This is a genomic window from Herbaspirillum sp. CF444 (genome assembly GCF_000282135.1).
Classification (GTDB): domain Bacteria; phylum Pseudomonadota; class Gammaproteobacteria; order Burkholderiales; family Burkholderiaceae_D; genus Herbaspirillum.
Genome location: NZ_AKJW01000047.1, coordinates 1 through 16,789 on the forward strand (window position 1 = coordinate 1; position 16,789 = coordinate 16,789).

Below are 16,789 nucleotides of genomic sequence, written 5' to 3' on the forward strand. Positions count from 1 at the left end.
TCGGCAGCGGGAGCCGCAGCTTACGCTCAGCACGGTCAACGTCAATCTGATGATGCAGCACGTGATCGACCTGACCCGGGCGCGCTGGTCGGACATGCCGCAGCAGCGCGGCATCGTGATCGAGATGCGGCAAGATCTGGGCACGGACATTCCTGCCATCCTCGGGGTCGAAGGTGAAATCCGCGAGGCCCTGACCAATCTGGTGTTCAACGCGGTCGACGCCATGCCCGATGGCGGCACGGTAACCCTGCGCACGCGTTCTGTCGAGCATATGGACGACGGTGCCGGGCCGCATGTGCTGGTCGAAGTCAGCGACAACGGCAGCGGTATGGACGAGGCGACGCAACAGCGCTGCCTGGAACCGTTTTTTACCACCAAGGGCGAACGCGGCACGGGCCTCGGACTGGCCACCGTATACGGCATGATCGAACGGCATGCGGCGCGCATCGCCATCGAATCGCAGTTGCGCGTGGGCACCGCAGTCAAGATGTACTTCCCGGTAGCGGCGATGGCGGTCGATGCCGCCGCCGTGACCTCGCTCAGGCCCGCTGCGAGCCTGAAGATATTGATCGTGGATGACGATCCGACCTTGCTGGCGTCGCTGGGCAATATCCTGAGCGCCGATGGGCACGATGTCACGCAGGCCGACGGCGGCCAGGCCGGCATCGACCTCTTCTGCGCAGCCGACGCGGCTGGACAGCGCTATGCGGTGGTGATCACCGACCTGGGCATGCCGTATATAGATGGCCGCAAGGTCGCCGAGACGGTGAAGCGGATCGCGCCGGCGGTGCCGGTGATTTTGCTCACAGGCTGGGGCCAGCGGATGATTCCGGAAACCGACGACGGACCGGTGAACGTGGACCAGGTGTTGAGCAAGCCGCCGAAGATCCGCGAACTGCGCGCCGCGCTGGCCAAGTGCGTGGAGCGGCGGGCTTGAGCGTGTGAGCGCCGGAGGAAAAACAGAAAATGCTCAATGGAAATAAAGCGAGTTAATTATCTGTTTGTTGATTTACTCCCTTTCGAACTCTGCATAAGACCGTTAAATTTCCTGTTTTTTCAGCTTAATAAAGGCGAGCCATTTCCAAATCTGGAATTTGTTGTGCTACATTTCTTCTCGCAGTTTCGCCGCAGGTTGTTTTCATCACAAGAAAAATAGGGGGGAATTTCATGCGTACCGTATCTCGTTCCAAATGGGTTTTACCGGGCCTTTTCCTCATTCTGCTGTCGGGCTGCGAGACGCCTGCCGCACTCAAGTCAGCCGATGACGCCGCTGCCAAGCAGATGGCGGTCGATGCGGGAAGCAAGTCAGGCGGCGGCAACCAAAACCAGAGTGGCGGGCAGGATAAGGACGCAGGCGGGGCAAAAAAGAACATGCTCGACGTGACACCCATGAGCACGTTCTTCGATCTTGATTCTGAAGCGCCCATCGCATTCACCGATGCCTACACGCGCTTGCGAATCGACGGAGGTTTGCAGGAAAGCCAGGGCGCCGCCGCCGGCGCGAACGGGAGTCTGAGCTACGCGCAACGCGGCCTTATCGAACGGTATTTGCTTAGTATCAAATACGACGTCAACGTGCTGGCGAAAGTCAAGATCGGCACTTACGAGGAGTCCGTGTCGCTGGCCACTTTGAGTAGCACCAGCGGAAGCGATGGACAGAGCTGGACGCGCGATGTGGTGCACAACGCATCGTCTTTCCCATGGTTCCTGGTGAAAGAGGGCGGCGTCGAGGGCACGCCGCGCGTATCGGTCGAATTCAACGCCAGCCGCACGGTCGATAGCGGCGTGGCCGGCAATGCGCTGCAAATCACCTTGACCGCCATCCGCGCCCTGGCCCCGACATCGAACGTGGTGACCAGGCTGAGCGAAGGCGCGACCAAGGACAAGGCACAGGCCATCGACACCGCGGTCAGCAAACTGTTTTTCCGCAAGCTAAGTGAAAAACACACCAGCGATCGTGATTTCTTGCGTTGGCAAGACGGCGGCGGGATGGCGATCACCATCAATATTCCCGAGAAAGAAGGGGACTGGAACGGCAACATCAGGCCGATGGGCGTGTGGCGCATCGGTTTCGATGCGCCGCGGCCGTCGGTTTTCAGCGATTGGCGTTATTGTAAAAAAGAATCGCCGACGCAGCGCTGCAAGACTGACCTGAAGGTGGCGCGAAAGGCGGTCGTGCAAGAGAAGGACGCGTCGAAAATCCTTGCATTCGTGATGCTCAAGGCATCTTCCAACGTGACCACGATACGGGACCATTTGCAGCAACAGCCATGGTACGGCACCGCACTGAGCAGCCTCGGGAACGATGACAAGGCCAACAGCCAGATCCTCAACGGGATGTGCCAGAACATCGTGCAAGAAATGATCGGCCAGAGTTTCAGCGCGCTGGATGCGAGGCTGGTTGCATGGGCGGTTGTGACCGGCACCCATCCCGCCGCCAAGTTAACCGAAAAAGCCTGGAGCGCCGCATGCAAGGATGTGAAGGACTGGCTCGCTTCGCAATAGCATGCTGGATTTTCATCGAGATTTGGCGATGACTGGCTGGTGAGACTCGCATGGAAAGAAGTTGCCTATCCAGCGGCCAATTTCTTCGCCATTCTGGTTTAGTTTATTGCGGTGCTAATTCATTAGATAAAAAATCGTTTCCATCAGGGATCAATGGGGGAGCTTCAGCATGAAAATCCATTTTGCCAGGCCATTCACCTTTTTCGACAAAGTGTTCAAGGTTTTGAACAAGTGGACTGTGGGTCTCATTGTCCTTGCCATGGGCCCGGCGACGGCGATCGCCGCCGATCCTTGCGCAGGAAGTTTATTGCCGGCGTCATACAGGCAAGAAGCCGCAAGGGTCAAAGACGCCAAGATCAGCGCCGCCGTCAGTGATGCGGCCGGCACATCCTCGTCATTCGCCGTTGACGTCATGAACGTTCCTGCTGCGCCGAGCGGCAACCGCTACGCAGCGTTTTACATGCCGCCCTCGCTGGCCGCCAGCGCCATCCTTGGTATCGAAAAAGCAGCGGTGGCGAGCGGCGTAGAGCCTGATTTGAAAAACACGCATGGCGCCTTGTTGCTGGTGCCATTGACCCCCTCCGATTGTCGTTTTTTCGTCTTGGCCACGCCAGGCTGGGACGGTTCAATGCGGGTGGGAACTGCCTTGCGCCGCATCGACGCAGATGCTCTCACTCGTTTCCTGGACGATCTGTTTCGTGTGAATTGGCCTGCTGCGCCTGCAGTCAAGGACATCGAGGCTAACGGCATGGACTCAACGAAATACGCGGCACAATTCGCAACGTTGATGCAAATGCCGGTCGTGGTTTCCGATGCTGCAAATGTCCTGGACAGGAGTGCGCCTGTGATTGTGACGGAGTCGAACGCCTTGCCGTTGCTGCCTGAATCGGCAATCTGGCGGCTTGAAACCTCCAAGTTCGCCTGGCCCGCCTCCTTGAAGGCTCTGGTGTCGCGCGCGGATGCTTTCATGCCGGACTTCACCCGGATCATTTCGGAACCGTTGTCCCAGAAATCGAAAACTCAGCTGGAAGCGGACCTGTCGACGCTCCACGAGATTCTGATTTCGATGCAAACAATGGGCGATCTGGCGATGGCTGATTTGACCGTGCTTAAAGCCGAATTGCCTCCCAAAGCCGATGACCAGACCAAGGCCATCTATGGGCAGCTCCTGGCAGTTCTCGACAGGATGGCGGTGGCCCAATACAGTTCGCTGGTCAGTGCGGCGACGAGTCAGTACGAGCAAACGTACGCAAAATTGTACGAAGTCCCAAAGCCAAATGCCCTTGCACCCTTTGACGCGTCCAAACTGGTTGGTTACTACCCCAAGGGTGTCGCGACCAAGGATAAATTGACGACGCTGACACTCTCGGACATGTCGAAGCTGATCCCGAAGGCGCCCAAGGAAGTCGATGGAGGGCAAGCATACATGGCTTTCACCGACTACAAGGATCCCGTCACGCAAACTGCGCAGATCCGCCCCGAATTCACAATGGTATTCAAGAGTGACGCCTTGATAGCCTCGGCTCAGGCCGAGTTGCTCGGTAAGATTCCAGCGAACAATTGTGAACGCAGAATTCAGCACGACCCCATCCAGTGGTCTTCCGACAAAGGCTCCTTGTTGGGAACAATGGATGTCAGACTCGAGTTGTGGACTTGCATCAAGCACGTATGGGTTTGCTTCAAGGCTTGGACGCCAAGGATTTGCAAGAACGAGATCAAGATACCTTATCTCAAGACGCATGGAACCATCAGACTCACCGCCACGGCGATGCCCAGGACTGACGGCATAGCGCTGAATTATCTTAGCGATGTGCCGTATGTGGGGACGGAAATGGGGAGCAGACTTGTTCCGTTGGACACGACGAAACTTCGTGACGGCAGCTTGGGTGCCCTATGGACGCTTAACCAGATTTACTTCACCACCCGTTCGGGCAGCGGAGAGTTGCTTGTTGTCGTTCTCGGCAACGCTCCTGCACTTGACGGCGATGTTGCGAATATCGCCTGGGAAAACATCAAGAACAGCCTGACGAACAAGGGAGTCAAATAATGCAAGCGCTCAAGAATCTTCTGCCAACACCGCTTTCCGTGGTCATGCTGGCCACATTGGTCTGCCTCGCAGGTTGCGGAAAGATCAGGACGGATCCTCCGTCACAGAACCTGTCTGTTATTGAATTGCCTCAGTCGACGAACGGCTGCGCTTGTCCGGGAGCTCAGCGTTACCAAATTACCAATATGGGGCCCCGCACTTGGAGCCCGAAGGCAATGATCTACAGCAAGGAGCCGCTGGATACCGTGCCCAAGGTCGTGTCCCAGCAGCTTTCGCTGCCTCAGGGAGGCACGCAAAAGCTGGAATGCTCGATCCAGCCGACCGAAGTGTCCAAGCAGTGTATGCGCAATGTGATCACAGTGATCGGCAACAAATCATATGGAGGCGACATCAATGAAGGCATGAAGGACATCGTCGCCGTCACGGCAAAAGCCGACCTCCAGAATATGGACCGGCAGGAGTCTCCCACGCGAAACTGCGCCGCGCTCTGCAAAAACGACAACAGCGCCAGTTGTACCCAATTCAATGCGACCTCCAGTGGCAGTGTCGACGTGGGCCGATCGATCGCCTTGCTGCTGGGCAAACCGTCGCCAACGATCACTAAGGAAGACGTTATTCATCTGACGGGTGATACGAGCATGCCGGATAATGCAAAGACCAATGTGTGCCTGCGTTCGGATTTCGTCTTCGAGCTTTCCCAGGCCTACAACGTGGGAATGGCCGATAACTGCCAGATTCGTGCGGAGTCAGCTCTTCTGGGAACCTTGGATATCGATATTCCGCGCACCGTATCCTTCAGACATACAACCGGCGGGGGCGGCAACTTCGATGCGCTTTTCCAGTACAAACAGGCAGCGCCGAAGTTGAAGTTTTCAAACGAGACTTACGAATATTACTTGGGCGGTTACGTGTTGGCCGCAGGCTATGACGCTGGCAAGTTCTGGCTTGAATCCGAGAGGCACAGTTGCTTTGCGGTCAAGGTGAATTGAAGAACGGATAAGGGACGAGGCGTTCCGACGCAGTTCGCAAGAATCTTTTCAGCCTTGATGCCCGAACGAACAACCACGATTTCGGGAATCAGATGCTGCGTTATGGCCGCTTCCTGAAGTCATTGGGCGACAAATGCGTCCAGCGCTTGAAGGCGCGGCGGAAGCTTGAGGCATCGCTGAAACCGAGCCGCTCCGAAATCGATTCATGGGTCATCTCGGTGCGCGTCAGGTAGGTCGACGCCAGCTTGAACTTCACTTCATCGACGATTTTCTGATACGTCGATCCTTCGCTGATGATCTTGCGCCGCAGCGTGCGCGAATGCAGGCCGAGCCGGACCGCCATTTCTTCCAGCGAAGCGAATTGCCCCGACTGGCTCAGCAGGTGCCGGTAAATATCGCCGACGATGCCGCGCCCGCCGTTGATGCGCTCCAGCATGTCGTGGCAGGTATCTTGCACCAGTTGAAAGGTGATGGCATGGGAACCCAGCGGACGCCGTTCCAGCCAGGTTTTGTCGAAGCGCAGCGCGGTGCTTGCAGCATCGAACTCGATGGGACAGTTCAGCACGCTGTGATAGTGGGCGGCCCCGGCCGGCGCGCTGAACGCGAAACTGGCCGAACTCAGCCGGAAGGCGTTGCCCGATACGCTTTTATGCAGCGACAGCAGGATGCCGCTCTGGTATTCCTGCACGAAGCGTTCCATCGCCTCGTGCAGCGTAAAGTCCGGCAAGGCGCGGATGATCCAGGCGGCGGCGTCGCCCGATTCGTCGAGTTCGAGCTCAACGATGGGCGTGGCCAGTTCCCGGTAGGTAAGTCCGAAATTGACGGCGTCGCGCACGGTGGCGCTGCTGAGCAGGGCGTAGCCGTAAAAGCCGTAGTCGGTGAGGCGGAAGGACGCGCCCAGTTCCAGCGGGCTGGCCCGGCCCGGCGTCAGGCGCAGGAAATTATCGAACACGGCGGTGACCTGTTGCCGCGAAATGAAGGAATAGGGGTCGCTCAAGTGGGTCGTCGTAATGCCGGAGCCGGCCAGCGCCTGTTCCTCCGTGATGTCATTGGCGGCCAGATGCGCCGTCAGGGGGATGAGCTTATAGAGCGGATAGATGCGCTCCGTCGAGCCGATGTATTTGACTTCCGCCACGCTTGTTCTCCTGTCTCCGGCGCCGGCCGTGGAATGCGAAACTGCCGTCCGCACAGCGCGGACAGCGCAATAATCATGACTGCCGACGATTATCACATACAGAAATCTTTGATGAGTTCCAACGGCGTTCAGGTCCTCGGCTGGCCGCGAAAGGCGGCCGGCGTCATGCCCGCCAGCAGCGCGAAACGGGTCGTGAAATAGCTCTGGCTCTTGTAGCCGACCTCGAGGGCGATGTCGGCAATGCTCTTGTCGCTCTCTATCAGCATCTTTTTGGCCGACTCGATGCGCAAGCGCATGATGCACTGGTGCGGTGATTCCTGCGTCGAGTGCTTGAACATGCGGGCGAAGTGATACGGACTCATGTCGAGTTGGTCGGCGATGTCCTTGAAGCCGATGTCTTCCTGGTAGTGGGCGCGGATATAGTCGACGGCGCGGCGGATTTTGTAGCGCGGCAGTCCGCCCGGGATCACGGACGGCGCCGGCGTGTCGGTGTAGGTGGACAGCAGGTGCTGGCCGATGACGACGGCAACCGACTCGATGTAGGATTTCTCCAGCTGGCGCCGGCTTTGCATCTGCTGCTCGATCGAGCGCGCCATATGCCACATGAAGGGATCCACCGAGGCGTACTGCGGCGCCATCTCGTAGCCGTGGTGGCCGTTGGCCTGGGCCAGCGCGACCAGGAAGGCCGGCTTGACGGCGATGCTGGTTATCCGGGCGTCGGAAGTCCATGCGGCAGCGATGGCATGACCGGCCGGGACGATGCAGACGTGGCGATCCGACACTTTGATCTGCCGCGACTCGCCGTGTGCATGGCGGTAGGTAAGGATGGCCGATGCGTGCATGCCCGGAACGGTGATCTCGTGGTCGTCCTGGATCCGCTCGCGTGCGTTGGCGCGCAAGCCCTTGCCGGTGCGGATATGCATGTCGTTGCAGCGTGCTTCTAGGATCTCTTGTTGTCCGCAAGCGCGTTCGGCCATGCACGCCGTCATGGCAGATTTCCGGCGCCGTTGGCGATCATGGCCGCTACGGCTACCGACGCGGGGCGGCTGATGGCGCTGACCATCCGGCGCGGCGAGGCGCTTGACCGTATGGTTTGTGGACACTGACGCATGGTGTATCCCTATGAAGTGAGATGGCCTGGGGGCTGCAGTTCAACTGTTGCTGCCCGGATTCTCGCACTGGCCGCATCGGACCGGGAGTACCATTTCGGACAGTTGGCGCGACAAAAGAGGACAGCGGCGAGGATGACCCAGACGCATCGCGCAAACTGGGATGTGAAGCGGCCGCATGATTGCGTCATGGCCGCACGAGATCGAAAGACAGGCATGCCTATCCTGGCGACCATAGCCCATGGTATGCTTTTCGACGGGGAGTGCGTCTTGTGCCGGTGCGCCTTCCCGGCCTTTCAGATCAATTATCAGACGAGCAATCCATATGCCAGCGAATGCCTCTGCCCGTACTTCCGACACAGGACGGCCCATTTATAATTTGATCATGCGGCGATAGGCGACCATGACCGAGCGTTCAACGGAAGCCTATGTTTACGCTTCGCACGAGCGTCCTTCTTTTCCGGGATCGCCCTATGCGCCGCGACATGACGCCACCCGCCGCATCGCGTATGCGCTGATCGCCTTGCTGGCCGGCGCCGGCGCGACGTTCGGCAACGGCCTGGTCAACGTCAATACCGCCAACCTCGCCGGCGGCATGGGACTGTATGCCGCCGAAGCCAGCTGGCTGCCTGCGATCTATGTGGCATTCAATGCCTGCGCCAATCTGATGCTGGTCAAAGCGCGGGCGCAGTTCGGCATTCCAGCCGTCACCAAGGGATTGCTCGCCTGTTATGCGCTGGCGGCGATACTGCAACTGGTGCTGCCCGGATTCGCCGCCGCCGTGGTGATCCGCGCAGTATGCGGACTGACTGCGGCGGCGCTGACCACCTTCACTACCTACAACCTGCTGCAAGTCTTTCCGCTCAAACTGAGGCCGCTGGCCTTGATCTTCGGCACCAGCCTGCCGCAGCTGGGGCCGCCGCTGGCTCGCCTGGTGCCGCTGGACATGCTGGTGCTGACGGACTGGCAAGGCCTGTATCTGATCGAACTCGGTCTGGCGCTGGCGTTGCTGGCCATCATGTCGCTGGCGCCGTTGCCGCCCAGCGACCGCAGCAAGGCATTCGAACCGCTGGATTTCGTGACGATCGCGTTGTTGCTGCCGGCCGCGATCCTGATATGCAGCGTACTGGGCCTGGGACGCATACTGTGGTGGACCGACACGCCTTGGCTCGGCTGGGCGCTGGCTGCGGCAATTCCTTTGTTGATCGCCGCCTGGCAGGTAGAGCGGCGACGCCAGCATCCTTTGCTGCATTTCGCCTGGTTCAGCACTGGCGACATGCTGCGCTTTGCACTGGTGGCACTGCTGGTGCGCGTCGCGCTGGCCGAGCAGACCTATGGCGCGGTTGGTCTGTTGACCTCCGGCGGCTTGACCAACGACCAGTTGCACACGCTGTTTACGCTGGTGGTCATCGCCATGCTGCTGGGCATGATCGTTGCCGCGCTGACGTTGTCGGAACAACGCCTGCCGTATCAGATCATGGCGGCATCCTTGCTGATCGCCTGGGGAGCCTGGATGGATAGTGGCGCCAACAGCCTGACCCGGCCCGAGCAGCTTTACCTGAGCCAGTCGCTGATCGCTTTCGGCACCACGCTGTTTATTGGTCCGGCGCTGGTCTACGGCTTCTTGCGCATGCTCAGCCGGGGGCCTGACCATATGGTGAGCTTCATCGTGTTGTTCAGCGTGACGCAGAACATCGGGGGGCTGGGCGGCTCGGCGCTGTTGGGGAGCTATCAGACGGTGATGGCCAGGGCGCACGCGCAGGCATTGTCCGAACATTTGCTTGCCGCCGATCCCCAAGTGGCGGCACGCCTGGCCCAGGGCTCGGGACAACTGCTGCAGGCGCTGACGGCGCAAGCCAACGTATTGGGCTATAACGACGTGTCCCGGTTGGTGGAGATATTCGCCCTGGCCGTCGCACTTTATCTCGCTTACCGGATTCTTTTTTACGGCATCCTCCGCCGACCTGTGACGAAGGGAAATTCAGCATGACAGACACCGTCGCCGACGACCGCTCCACGCCGCCGACATGGCGTCCACCCCGGCGCCCGTGGCTCCATCTTGCCGGCGCAGTGATTCTTGGGCTGCTGGCAATTGCCGTCATCCTCTGGGTCTGGGAATTGCCGCCATTCAGCACGGCGCTGCAGCGGACCGACAACGCTTACGTGCGGGGCCGCACCACCGTGGTGGCGCCACAGGTCAGCGGCTATGTCGTTGAGGTGGCGGTCAAGGACTACGACCAGGTCAAACGCGGCCAGGTCCTGGTGCGCATAGATTCTCGCATCTATGAAGCACGTGTCGAGCAGGCGCGCGCCGCCGTGGCGGCGCAGACCGCGGCGCTGGCCAACAGCAGTCAGGCGCGGGCATCGCGCAGTGCCGGCGTGCTGGCGCAACAGGCAGGTTTGGCCAACGCGCAGGCACAGCTGCAACGTGCCCGGGCCGACATGGCGCGGGTTGATGAACTGGTCCACGACGGTTCGGTATCGATGCGTGAACGGGACCAGAACCTGGCGGCGCTGGCGCTTGCCCAGGCGCAGGTGCGCCAGGCCGAAGCGTCCGGAGAGATCGCCAGGCAGGACCTGCGCACGGTCGACGTCGGACGTGACGGCCTGGAAGCACAAGTGCAGGCGGCGCGCGCGCAATTGCGGCTGGCCGAAATCGATTTGGACAACACCGTGATTCGTGCCGCCGAAGACGGCCAGTTGGGCGAGATCGGCGTGCGTCTGGGGCAGTATGTGACCAACGGCACGCAATTGCTGTCGCTGGTGCCGGCGGAACGATGGATCATCGCCAATTTCAAGGAAGCGCAAACCACGCATATGCGATCCGGGCAGGGCGCCGAGGTCAGGGTCGATGCGCTGGACGGCAAGGCCATGCGTGGACGGGTGCAGATGCTGTCGCCCGCGGCCGGCTCCGAGTTTGCCGTGCTCAGGCCCGACAACGCCACCGGCAACTTCGTCAAGATTCCGCAGCGCATCGGCGTGAAAATTCTGATCGACGATCCGGCCGCCAGTGCGCTGTTGCGTCCGGGCATGTCGGTCGAGGCGCGGGTGGATACTTCACAGCGCGCGGCGGGTGCGCCATGAGATGGCCGGCCTTGCCTTTGGCGATGGTCTTGGCGGCTTGCGCCGGTCCGCGCACGGATGCCCCCGTTGCGGCGACGGCGGCGGTGCCGTCCGCATGGATCGGTACTGCCGGCGTGCCCGGCACCGCCCAGGCGCAAATCGATGCGCGTTGGTGGCAGGCGTTTGGCGATCCCGTATTGACGCAACTGGTCGATGATGTGCTGGCCGGGAATACGGATCTGGCGATCGCCGCCACGCGCGTCGAACAAGCACGCGCGCAGATGGCGCTGGTCCAGGGAGAACGCATGCCCAGCTTGAGCGCCGCCGTCAGCGCCGCGCGCCAGGGCGATGTCGACGCCTTCGGCCGCGCGCGCCGCCAGAACGCCGGCCAGGCCGAGCTGACGCTGGCTTATGAAGTCGACCTGTTCGGCCGACTGGCCAGCGCCGATGCCGCCGCACGGGCGTCGCTGCTGGCCAGCCAGGCAGCGCATGACACCGTCCGGCTGGCGTTGGCGGCGACGACGGCAAGCAGCTACATCTCGCTGCGCGCCCAGGATGCCAGGCTGGAAGTGTTGCGCGCCACGCTGGATATCCGCGCTGCATCGCTGAAGCTGGCGCAACAGCGTGTGCAGAGCGGCTATTCGCCGCAACTTGATCTGCGCCAGGCCGAAGCGGAGTACAGCGCTGCGGAGCAACTGATCGCCGCCACCGTCACCGGCATCCGGCGCCAGGAAAACGCGCTCGGCGTGTTGCTGGGCAAGCCGCCGCAATTGATGCGACGAGGCGCCGATCTGGAGGTCTTGCAACTCCCGCCGATCGCGCCCGGTCTGCCGACCGAATTGTTGCGCCGCCGTCCCGACATCTATCAAGCCGAGCAGCAGTTGGTGGCGGCCGACCATACACTGGACTCGGCACGCGCCGCCTTCATGCCTTCGTTCCGTATCGGGCTCTCGGGCGGTTATGTCGACTCCAACCTGCTGGCCGACCCGATCTCGATTTTTTCTGTCGGCGGCAGCATCCTGGCGCCGCTGCTTGACGGTGGACGCCTTCAGGCGCAGGCCGATGCCGCCACCGCGCGCCGCGACGAAGCGGCCTTTGCCTACAAGAGAGCCACGCTCGTTGCATGGCGGGAAGTGGAAGACGCACTGGCTGCAGAAGACGGCGCTGCGCGCCAGGAGAGCGCCATCCTGGCGCAGAAGCAGGCACTGGCGCAAGCATACGCGCTGGCCGGCAATCGTTACCGCAACGGCTATTCGCCTTATCTGGAACAGCTTGATGCGCAACGCAGTCTTTTGTCGGCCGAGCTGTCGCTCGTGCAGGTGAAAGCGGACCGGCTCAGCGCCGGTGTCAGTCTGTACCAGGCACTGGGCGGCGGCTGGCAGGTTTCATCCGGGGCGCAGCGTCAATGAACCGGTTGGTGATTTTATATTTATTCCGGCAATCATTACCACATCAAGAACAAAGGAAAAGGGCTGAGTCCTGTGCAATACAGAACTCAGCCCTCAAGGCCTTACTTTACGGTGCGATACCGGGCGGTTTCGGCGCATCAGCGAGGTAGTTGTCGCATGATGCCCGTGCTTACTTCCACCCCTGGCATCACGGATTCGTGACCAGATTCGTGTTCAGATGATCCGCCGGCAAGCTGATGCCCAGTCGGCTATAGTCAGGCTGAGTCCGATCGCTGTCCGACGAGCCTAAGCTGGAGGTGGACGGATTTTCAGGGAACGGCTGCGGACGCGCATATTCGGTCTTGAGCATCCAGGCTTCATGGGCTGCGAAGTACAGCGACATGCTCTTGAGGTTGTCCTTGCTCAGATGCGACTGCTTCATGCCTTCTTCCGAGCACAGGGAGACGATAAAGTCCGTACCCTTTTTGCCGGTCGCGGCTACCGAGGCGGTGACGTTGGTCGGCGAGAATTCCAGCTCGGTGGAGCTGCCCGGTTGTGTCTTTGGAGGTTCCTTCTTCAGGATCAGCGGCACCGAGCGGATCTTGGCGTTATCCCTGTCATCCACGTTCTGGTAAGTGGCGAAGCGCAAGTCATAGGCTTCGTTCTTGGCAGTCTCGTCGAGCTTGAGCAGCGGCATGACCATGAAGGGGTAGCCTGCGCCTTTGCCGAACTGGCCTTCGATATAAGCGATGTTCTCCTTGAAGCGCACCATGAATGCCTCTTTGCTTTCGCCGGTCTTGGGGGCGATGATGCCTTTGCTTTGACCGGTGCCATTCGGCTTGAAGAGTGGCTTGAGACCGACCTTTTCAAAGTCGTCCCAGGCTGCCTGGACGCCTTCCAGCGATTCATCGGCGCTGACGCCGCGGAAGTAGGTCGAACGCAGTTCGAATTTTTCGAGTTCGGTCTTGCCGGTCAGGTCGGCCGGTTCCGCTGCGCCGCGTTCGAAGTGACGCACTTGTTCCACGCCCATCGGATCGAAGGTGAAGCCGCGTGACTCGGCGATGCCGGCCAACTTCTTGAAGTCATCGCTTTCCAGGAACGCAGCACGCGATTTGGCGGCTTCGAACTTGTCCACGCCTTCCTTGACGCTGGCATTCATCGGGCTGAATTTGAGGAAGCTCAGGTCTTTCTGTTCGGTCAGCGCCAAGTTCTGCAAACCGCGGTCGTTGACTGCGCCGTGTACCGGACGGCCGAACAGCATCGGACGGCCGTCTTCGATCTTGCAGCACGAAGCCATGTCGCGGCTGTAGCCGAGCAACACCAGCGGTTCGTTCTTGTGCTGCGCCATGCGCGCAGTGGCGTTTTGATAAGCTTGGTCCATGGCGGCCTTGCGAGCGGTCGGCGTCAATGTGCTGTTGCCGGCGATGGCATCGATCTCTGCATAGTAGGCAGTGACGTGCGCATCCAGCGACGAGGCGAAGACATCGCGAGCGGGTGTCGCTACCGATTGCGCCAGGACGTCGGCGACGTACATCTTTTCCCAGATCATCTTGCTATTCGAGCCTGGCTGATAGGCGCCATCGGTGCGGCTGGCGCCTTCGCGACCGGAGTTGGCCACGATGATCAGCGGAACTTCTCCTTTGGCCTTGGCGTCGGCGGCAATTTCTTCGCCGGCGCGGGCGTAGGTGCGCATGACTTCTTGCAGTTGTTCGGGGTGAATGTCGCGAATGCCGCCAAAGCCGGTGCCGTTGATTTCCGGGCAGTTGTAGCGCAGCTTATAGTCGCCGTTGGCGTTCGTCGGTACGCGATAGGCCATCAGGTCCGGCGGCAGACAGATACAGTCGGAAGCGCGGGCGCCTTTCGGGGAGTCCATTTCACCGGCGAGGGCAATTTCGCGCGACAGTGCGATGTCCTGCTCCAGGCCGACCGAAGTCTGGTTGTCGACACCTTTGAAGAGTGCCTTGACGTTTTCATAAGACTGGGTACGCACGCTGTCGTGATGCATGGTTTGGATGCCCGCGTCCAACTTATTGGTGTTGTTCGGGTTTTGTGTGCGGGAATCCGGATGCACGGACTGCAGCGCTTGCGGAGTGTCGGTGCTCGTCACGGCATCGGTGCTGGTGCGGTAAGCAGCGGCCAGCGGATGGCTGCCGGATGTATGGCGGCGAGCTTCTGCGCTGGCGCTCTCGGTAGGCAGTGAAGGACGGCTTTCGGCGTCGGTCTGGGTGCCGCGATCGACCGATTCGTGGATGATAGGGAGGTTGGTGTTGGTGCCTTGAACATATGCCATGGTAAGAATTTCCTGTTTTCTTTTAGATATTTCGTTAATGATGCAAGCGGTCGGTTTCACGGATTTTCGGCTCGGCGACTCATCGCCAGGGACTGGCGCACACCGCGACATCGCAACATGGCGAAGGGGCCAAAGGCCGTGAAAGAGCTTGCAGTTAGTTGGGGTTTGTCCGGCGCTTGGGCGTCCTCGACGAGACCTTATGCATGAATATCATTCCGGGCATGGGTAGTTCCACCCTGGATGGTTTTTCTTATAAGAAAAGTGAAAAAACGCGCATTGCGCGGCCAAGGACGTCGGCGCGGGGGCGTCGGATGCAAGGAAGCTGTAGCGGGAAGGGCGGCGAGAATGCGGTGATTCTTCTTCTCGACGAATAAAGTAAAGCGCCACGCCATCGCCGCCGGAGATTTTGTTAAATGGGCGAAGATTTTCAAATACACACGGTCCGTAGATCAGGAACGTCCCCTGTCTTGGGAGACTATGTCCATAGATACTTGCCGCCGTTGTGACCATGTTTTTTGTGCACGCCGCGATCGACCAGCACCATCTTGTATTGCTCGGGTAAATGATGCCATGTCCAGCCATCCGGACTTCCGTTTCCCGGGTATCCCTTGATGCGATTGGCAATGCTGAAATGCGTCGCGCGCGATGCCGTCGGCAAATGGGCGAGATGACCACCTTGGGTCAGACCATGTTTGGGATTCTTCTTTTTGTTGACGTCCTGTTGCAAATCGACTGCCTGGCCGCTGACCGGATTGGCCCACACCCTGGACTTGGTATTTTCGGGTTTCTTGAAATCAAACGATCCCTTTGCATTGCGCATGTAACCGACATTCTGGAAATTCATGCCCAATTTGGTTTTGGTCTTCGTGGTCGGATAGCCGGACTGGAAACTCATTCCGGCGCCACGCGCCAGTTGTACCGTGGCGAATTGCGAAACAGCTTTGTCTTGCCTCACCTGGCGCCTGTACGGGCCGTCTTGATGGCTGCTGCTGGACCCATGTCGATCGTCATCCGAGATGCTCAATGCGGCTAACAACACGGTGATGTCATCGACATCGTCGGCCTCCGCCTGGCGTCCGCCGTCTCCCAGTCCACCGGTTTCCTCATCCTCGTCATGCCCTTCTTCAACGGTATTTTCTACATCGTCCTGGTAATTCTCTTCTGGCCTGATGTGCTCCGCCAGGCCAATGCCAGCCGCGGCACCAGCCACGCCGGCAACGCCCAACGCAGCCGCTGCCGCAGCGGGGAACGCCAGCGCGGTGGCCCCCGCGACGACGGCGGCGCCGCCAATTCCGTACGCAAGGTTGCGCCATGTCAGATAATCGGTGATGCCTAATTGCACCACGTCGCCATGGTATGGCGGCGGCTGGCCGACCGGCATCATCTGTGTGAGCGGCTGCGCGGCATGCAGTTGCAAGGCCTTGCTACCCATGACGTCGGCTTCGTGTTCCAACGCCGGACTGTCGTTGACGCCGACGCCATGCAGTTGCAGGTTCGGCTGCACACGACCTTGTTTTTGCTGCACCACATGCCAGGCTTCGTGCGGCAAATGGCGCTCCTGGCCGGTGCCGAGATGGATATTCGTCCCCTGTGCGTAAGCGTGCGCATGGAATTGCGCCGGGCTGGAAGAGTCGTAATGGACTTTCACGTCATCCAGCGACACGCCGGAAAGCTGCTCGATGCCGCTCTTGAGGTGGTTCGGCAAGCCGGTATGATTCTGTCCGTGCGGATCCGCGTTCTCGCGTGCGCCTCCGGCTGTAGCGGAACCTTGTTGCGCCGCCCGTTGTGCGACTATGCGCGGACTGTGCTCCAATGCCGCGATATGACGTTGCATCGCATCTGCCGCCGGACGCCGGTCGACAAAGCCGTCTGCCGATGCCGTGTTCCTTGGATGTCGCTGGCGCAAATCGTCGTTGGATTGCGGCGCTTCAAGAGCAGCTTTCATTTCGATCTCCTGCAGGAACGACCGTTGGACTGCGCCGTCACCATTCGGCCTCTGCTGATGGTGATGGGATGGCGACGAATGAATATACTCCAGAAACGATCGGCGCCCAACATCTCCTGCTCAGGATGAAGCCGGTGTGGAGTTAAGCAGCGCTGTGATGAATGAGTGATTGGTTTCTATGCCGGTCATCCTTGTGAAGAATGGCGATGGTTCGCCGGCGAGAACCGTCTTTCAGGTGTCGGAAGACTTCTTCATCGCGGAAATTAAATCTTGGAAAGTGAGACGCGCGGTCAAGTCGCAAGCATTTTTATTGCGACA

Annotated in this window: 12 protein-coding genes; 8 read left to right on the top strand and 4 right to left on the bottom strand. The window is 59.9% G+C overall.

Annotated features, from left to right (window positions below; translation table 11 throughout):
• The 4 genes from PMI16_RS09520 to PMI16_RS09535 form a co-directional block, all read left to right on the top strand.
• Nucleotides 1-937, top strand: a 937-nt coding sequence (locus PMI16_RS09520) for an ATP-binding protein (protein ID WP_007878902.1), incomplete at its 5' end; no start/stop codon positions are given.
• A 230-nt stretch (nucleotides 938-1,167) separates the two neighbouring features.
• The gene (locus PMI16_RS09525; protein WP_007878903.1) at nucleotides 1,168-2,505 is read left to right on the top strand and encodes a hypothetical protein; all 1,338 of its coding nucleotides are present in this window, start codon (nucleotides 1,168-1,170) and stop codon (nucleotides 2,503-2,505) included.
• Between the two features lie 169 nt (nucleotides 2,506-2,674).
• Nucleotides 2,675-4,552, top strand: coding sequence for a hypothetical protein (locus tag PMI16_RS09530; protein ID WP_007878904.1), 1,878 nt, complete (start codon nucleotides 2,675-2,677; stop codon nucleotides 4,550-4,552).
• A complete protein-coding gene (locus PMI16_RS09535) occupies nucleotides 4,552-5,541 on the top strand; it encodes a hypothetical protein (RefSeq protein WP_007878906.1) in 990 nt (329 codons plus the stop codon). Before PMI16_RS09530 ends, PMI16_RS09535 begins: the two co-directional genes overlap by 1 nt.
• Before the next feature lie 100 nt (nucleotides 5,542-5,641).
• Here PMI16_RS09535 and PMI16_RS09540 read toward each other — a convergent pair whose 3' ends face one another.
• Together PMI16_RS09540 and PMI16_RS09545 are read right to left on the bottom strand one after the other, a co-directional pair.
• Nucleotides 5,642-6,676, bottom strand: a complete 1,035-nt coding sequence (locus PMI16_RS09540) for an AraC family transcriptional regulator (protein ID WP_007878907.1) — start codon at nucleotides 6,674-6,676, stop codon at nucleotides 5,642-5,644.
• Between the two features lie 128 nt (nucleotides 6,677-6,804).
• A complete protein-coding gene (locus tag PMI16_RS09545) occupies nucleotides 6,805-7,665 on the bottom strand; it encodes an AraC family transcriptional regulator (protein WP_007878909.1) in 861 nt (286 codons plus the stop codon).
• A gap of 523 nt (nucleotides 7,666-8,188) precedes the next feature.
• Between PMI16_RS09545 and PMI16_RS09550 the strand changes: the two genes are divergently transcribed.
• Genes PMI16_RS09550 through PMI16_RS09560 form a run of 3 tightly spaced genes read left to right on the top strand, consistent with a single transcriptional unit; the run spans nucleotide 8,189 to nucleotide 12,257 of the window.
• Complete coding sequence (locus PMI16_RS09550; RefSeq protein WP_007878911.1) at nucleotides 8,189-9,775, top strand: hypothetical protein; 1,587 nt, start codon at nucleotides 8,189-8,191, stop codon at nucleotides 9,773-9,775.
• A complete protein-coding gene (locus tag PMI16_RS09555) occupies nucleotides 9,772-10,869 on the top strand; it encodes an HlyD family secretion protein (protein WP_007878912.1) in 1,098 nt (365 codons plus the stop codon). Before PMI16_RS09550 ends, PMI16_RS09555 begins: the two co-directional genes overlap by 4 nt.
• Nucleotides 10,866-12,257, top strand: coding sequence for an efflux transporter outer membrane subunit (locus PMI16_RS09560; RefSeq protein ID WP_007878914.1), 1,392 nt, complete (start codon nucleotides 10,866-10,868; stop codon nucleotides 12,255-12,257). The genes PMI16_RS09555 and PMI16_RS09560 overlap by 4 nt, the downstream gene beginning before the upstream one ends.
• A 187-nt stretch (nucleotides 12,258-12,444) precedes the next feature.
• Here the strand turns inward: PMI16_RS09560 and PMI16_RS09565 are convergent, their stop codons facing one another.
• Entirely contained in the window at nucleotides 12,445-14,526 is a 2,082-nt protein-coding gene (locus tag PMI16_RS09565; RefSeq protein WP_007878915.1) for a hypothetical protein, read from the bottom strand.
• A 203-nt stretch (nucleotides 14,527-14,729) separates the two neighbouring features.
• On the opposite strand from PMI16_RS09565, the gene PMI16_RS25815 reads away from it, so the two are divergent.
• Nucleotides 14,730-14,900, top strand: coding sequence for a hypothetical protein (locus tag PMI16_RS25815; RefSeq protein ID WP_157212583.1), 171 nt, complete (start codon nucleotides 14,730-14,732; stop codon nucleotides 14,898-14,900).
• 101 nt (nucleotides 14,901-15,001) lie between these two features.
• Here PMI16_RS25815 and PMI16_RS24985 read toward each other — a convergent pair whose 3' ends face one another.
• Entirely contained in the window at nucleotides 15,002-16,471 is a 1,470-nt protein-coding gene (locus tag PMI16_RS24985) for an eCIS core domain-containing protein (protein WP_007878916.1), read from the bottom strand.
• Nucleotides 16,472-16,789: the final 318 nt, after the last annotated feature.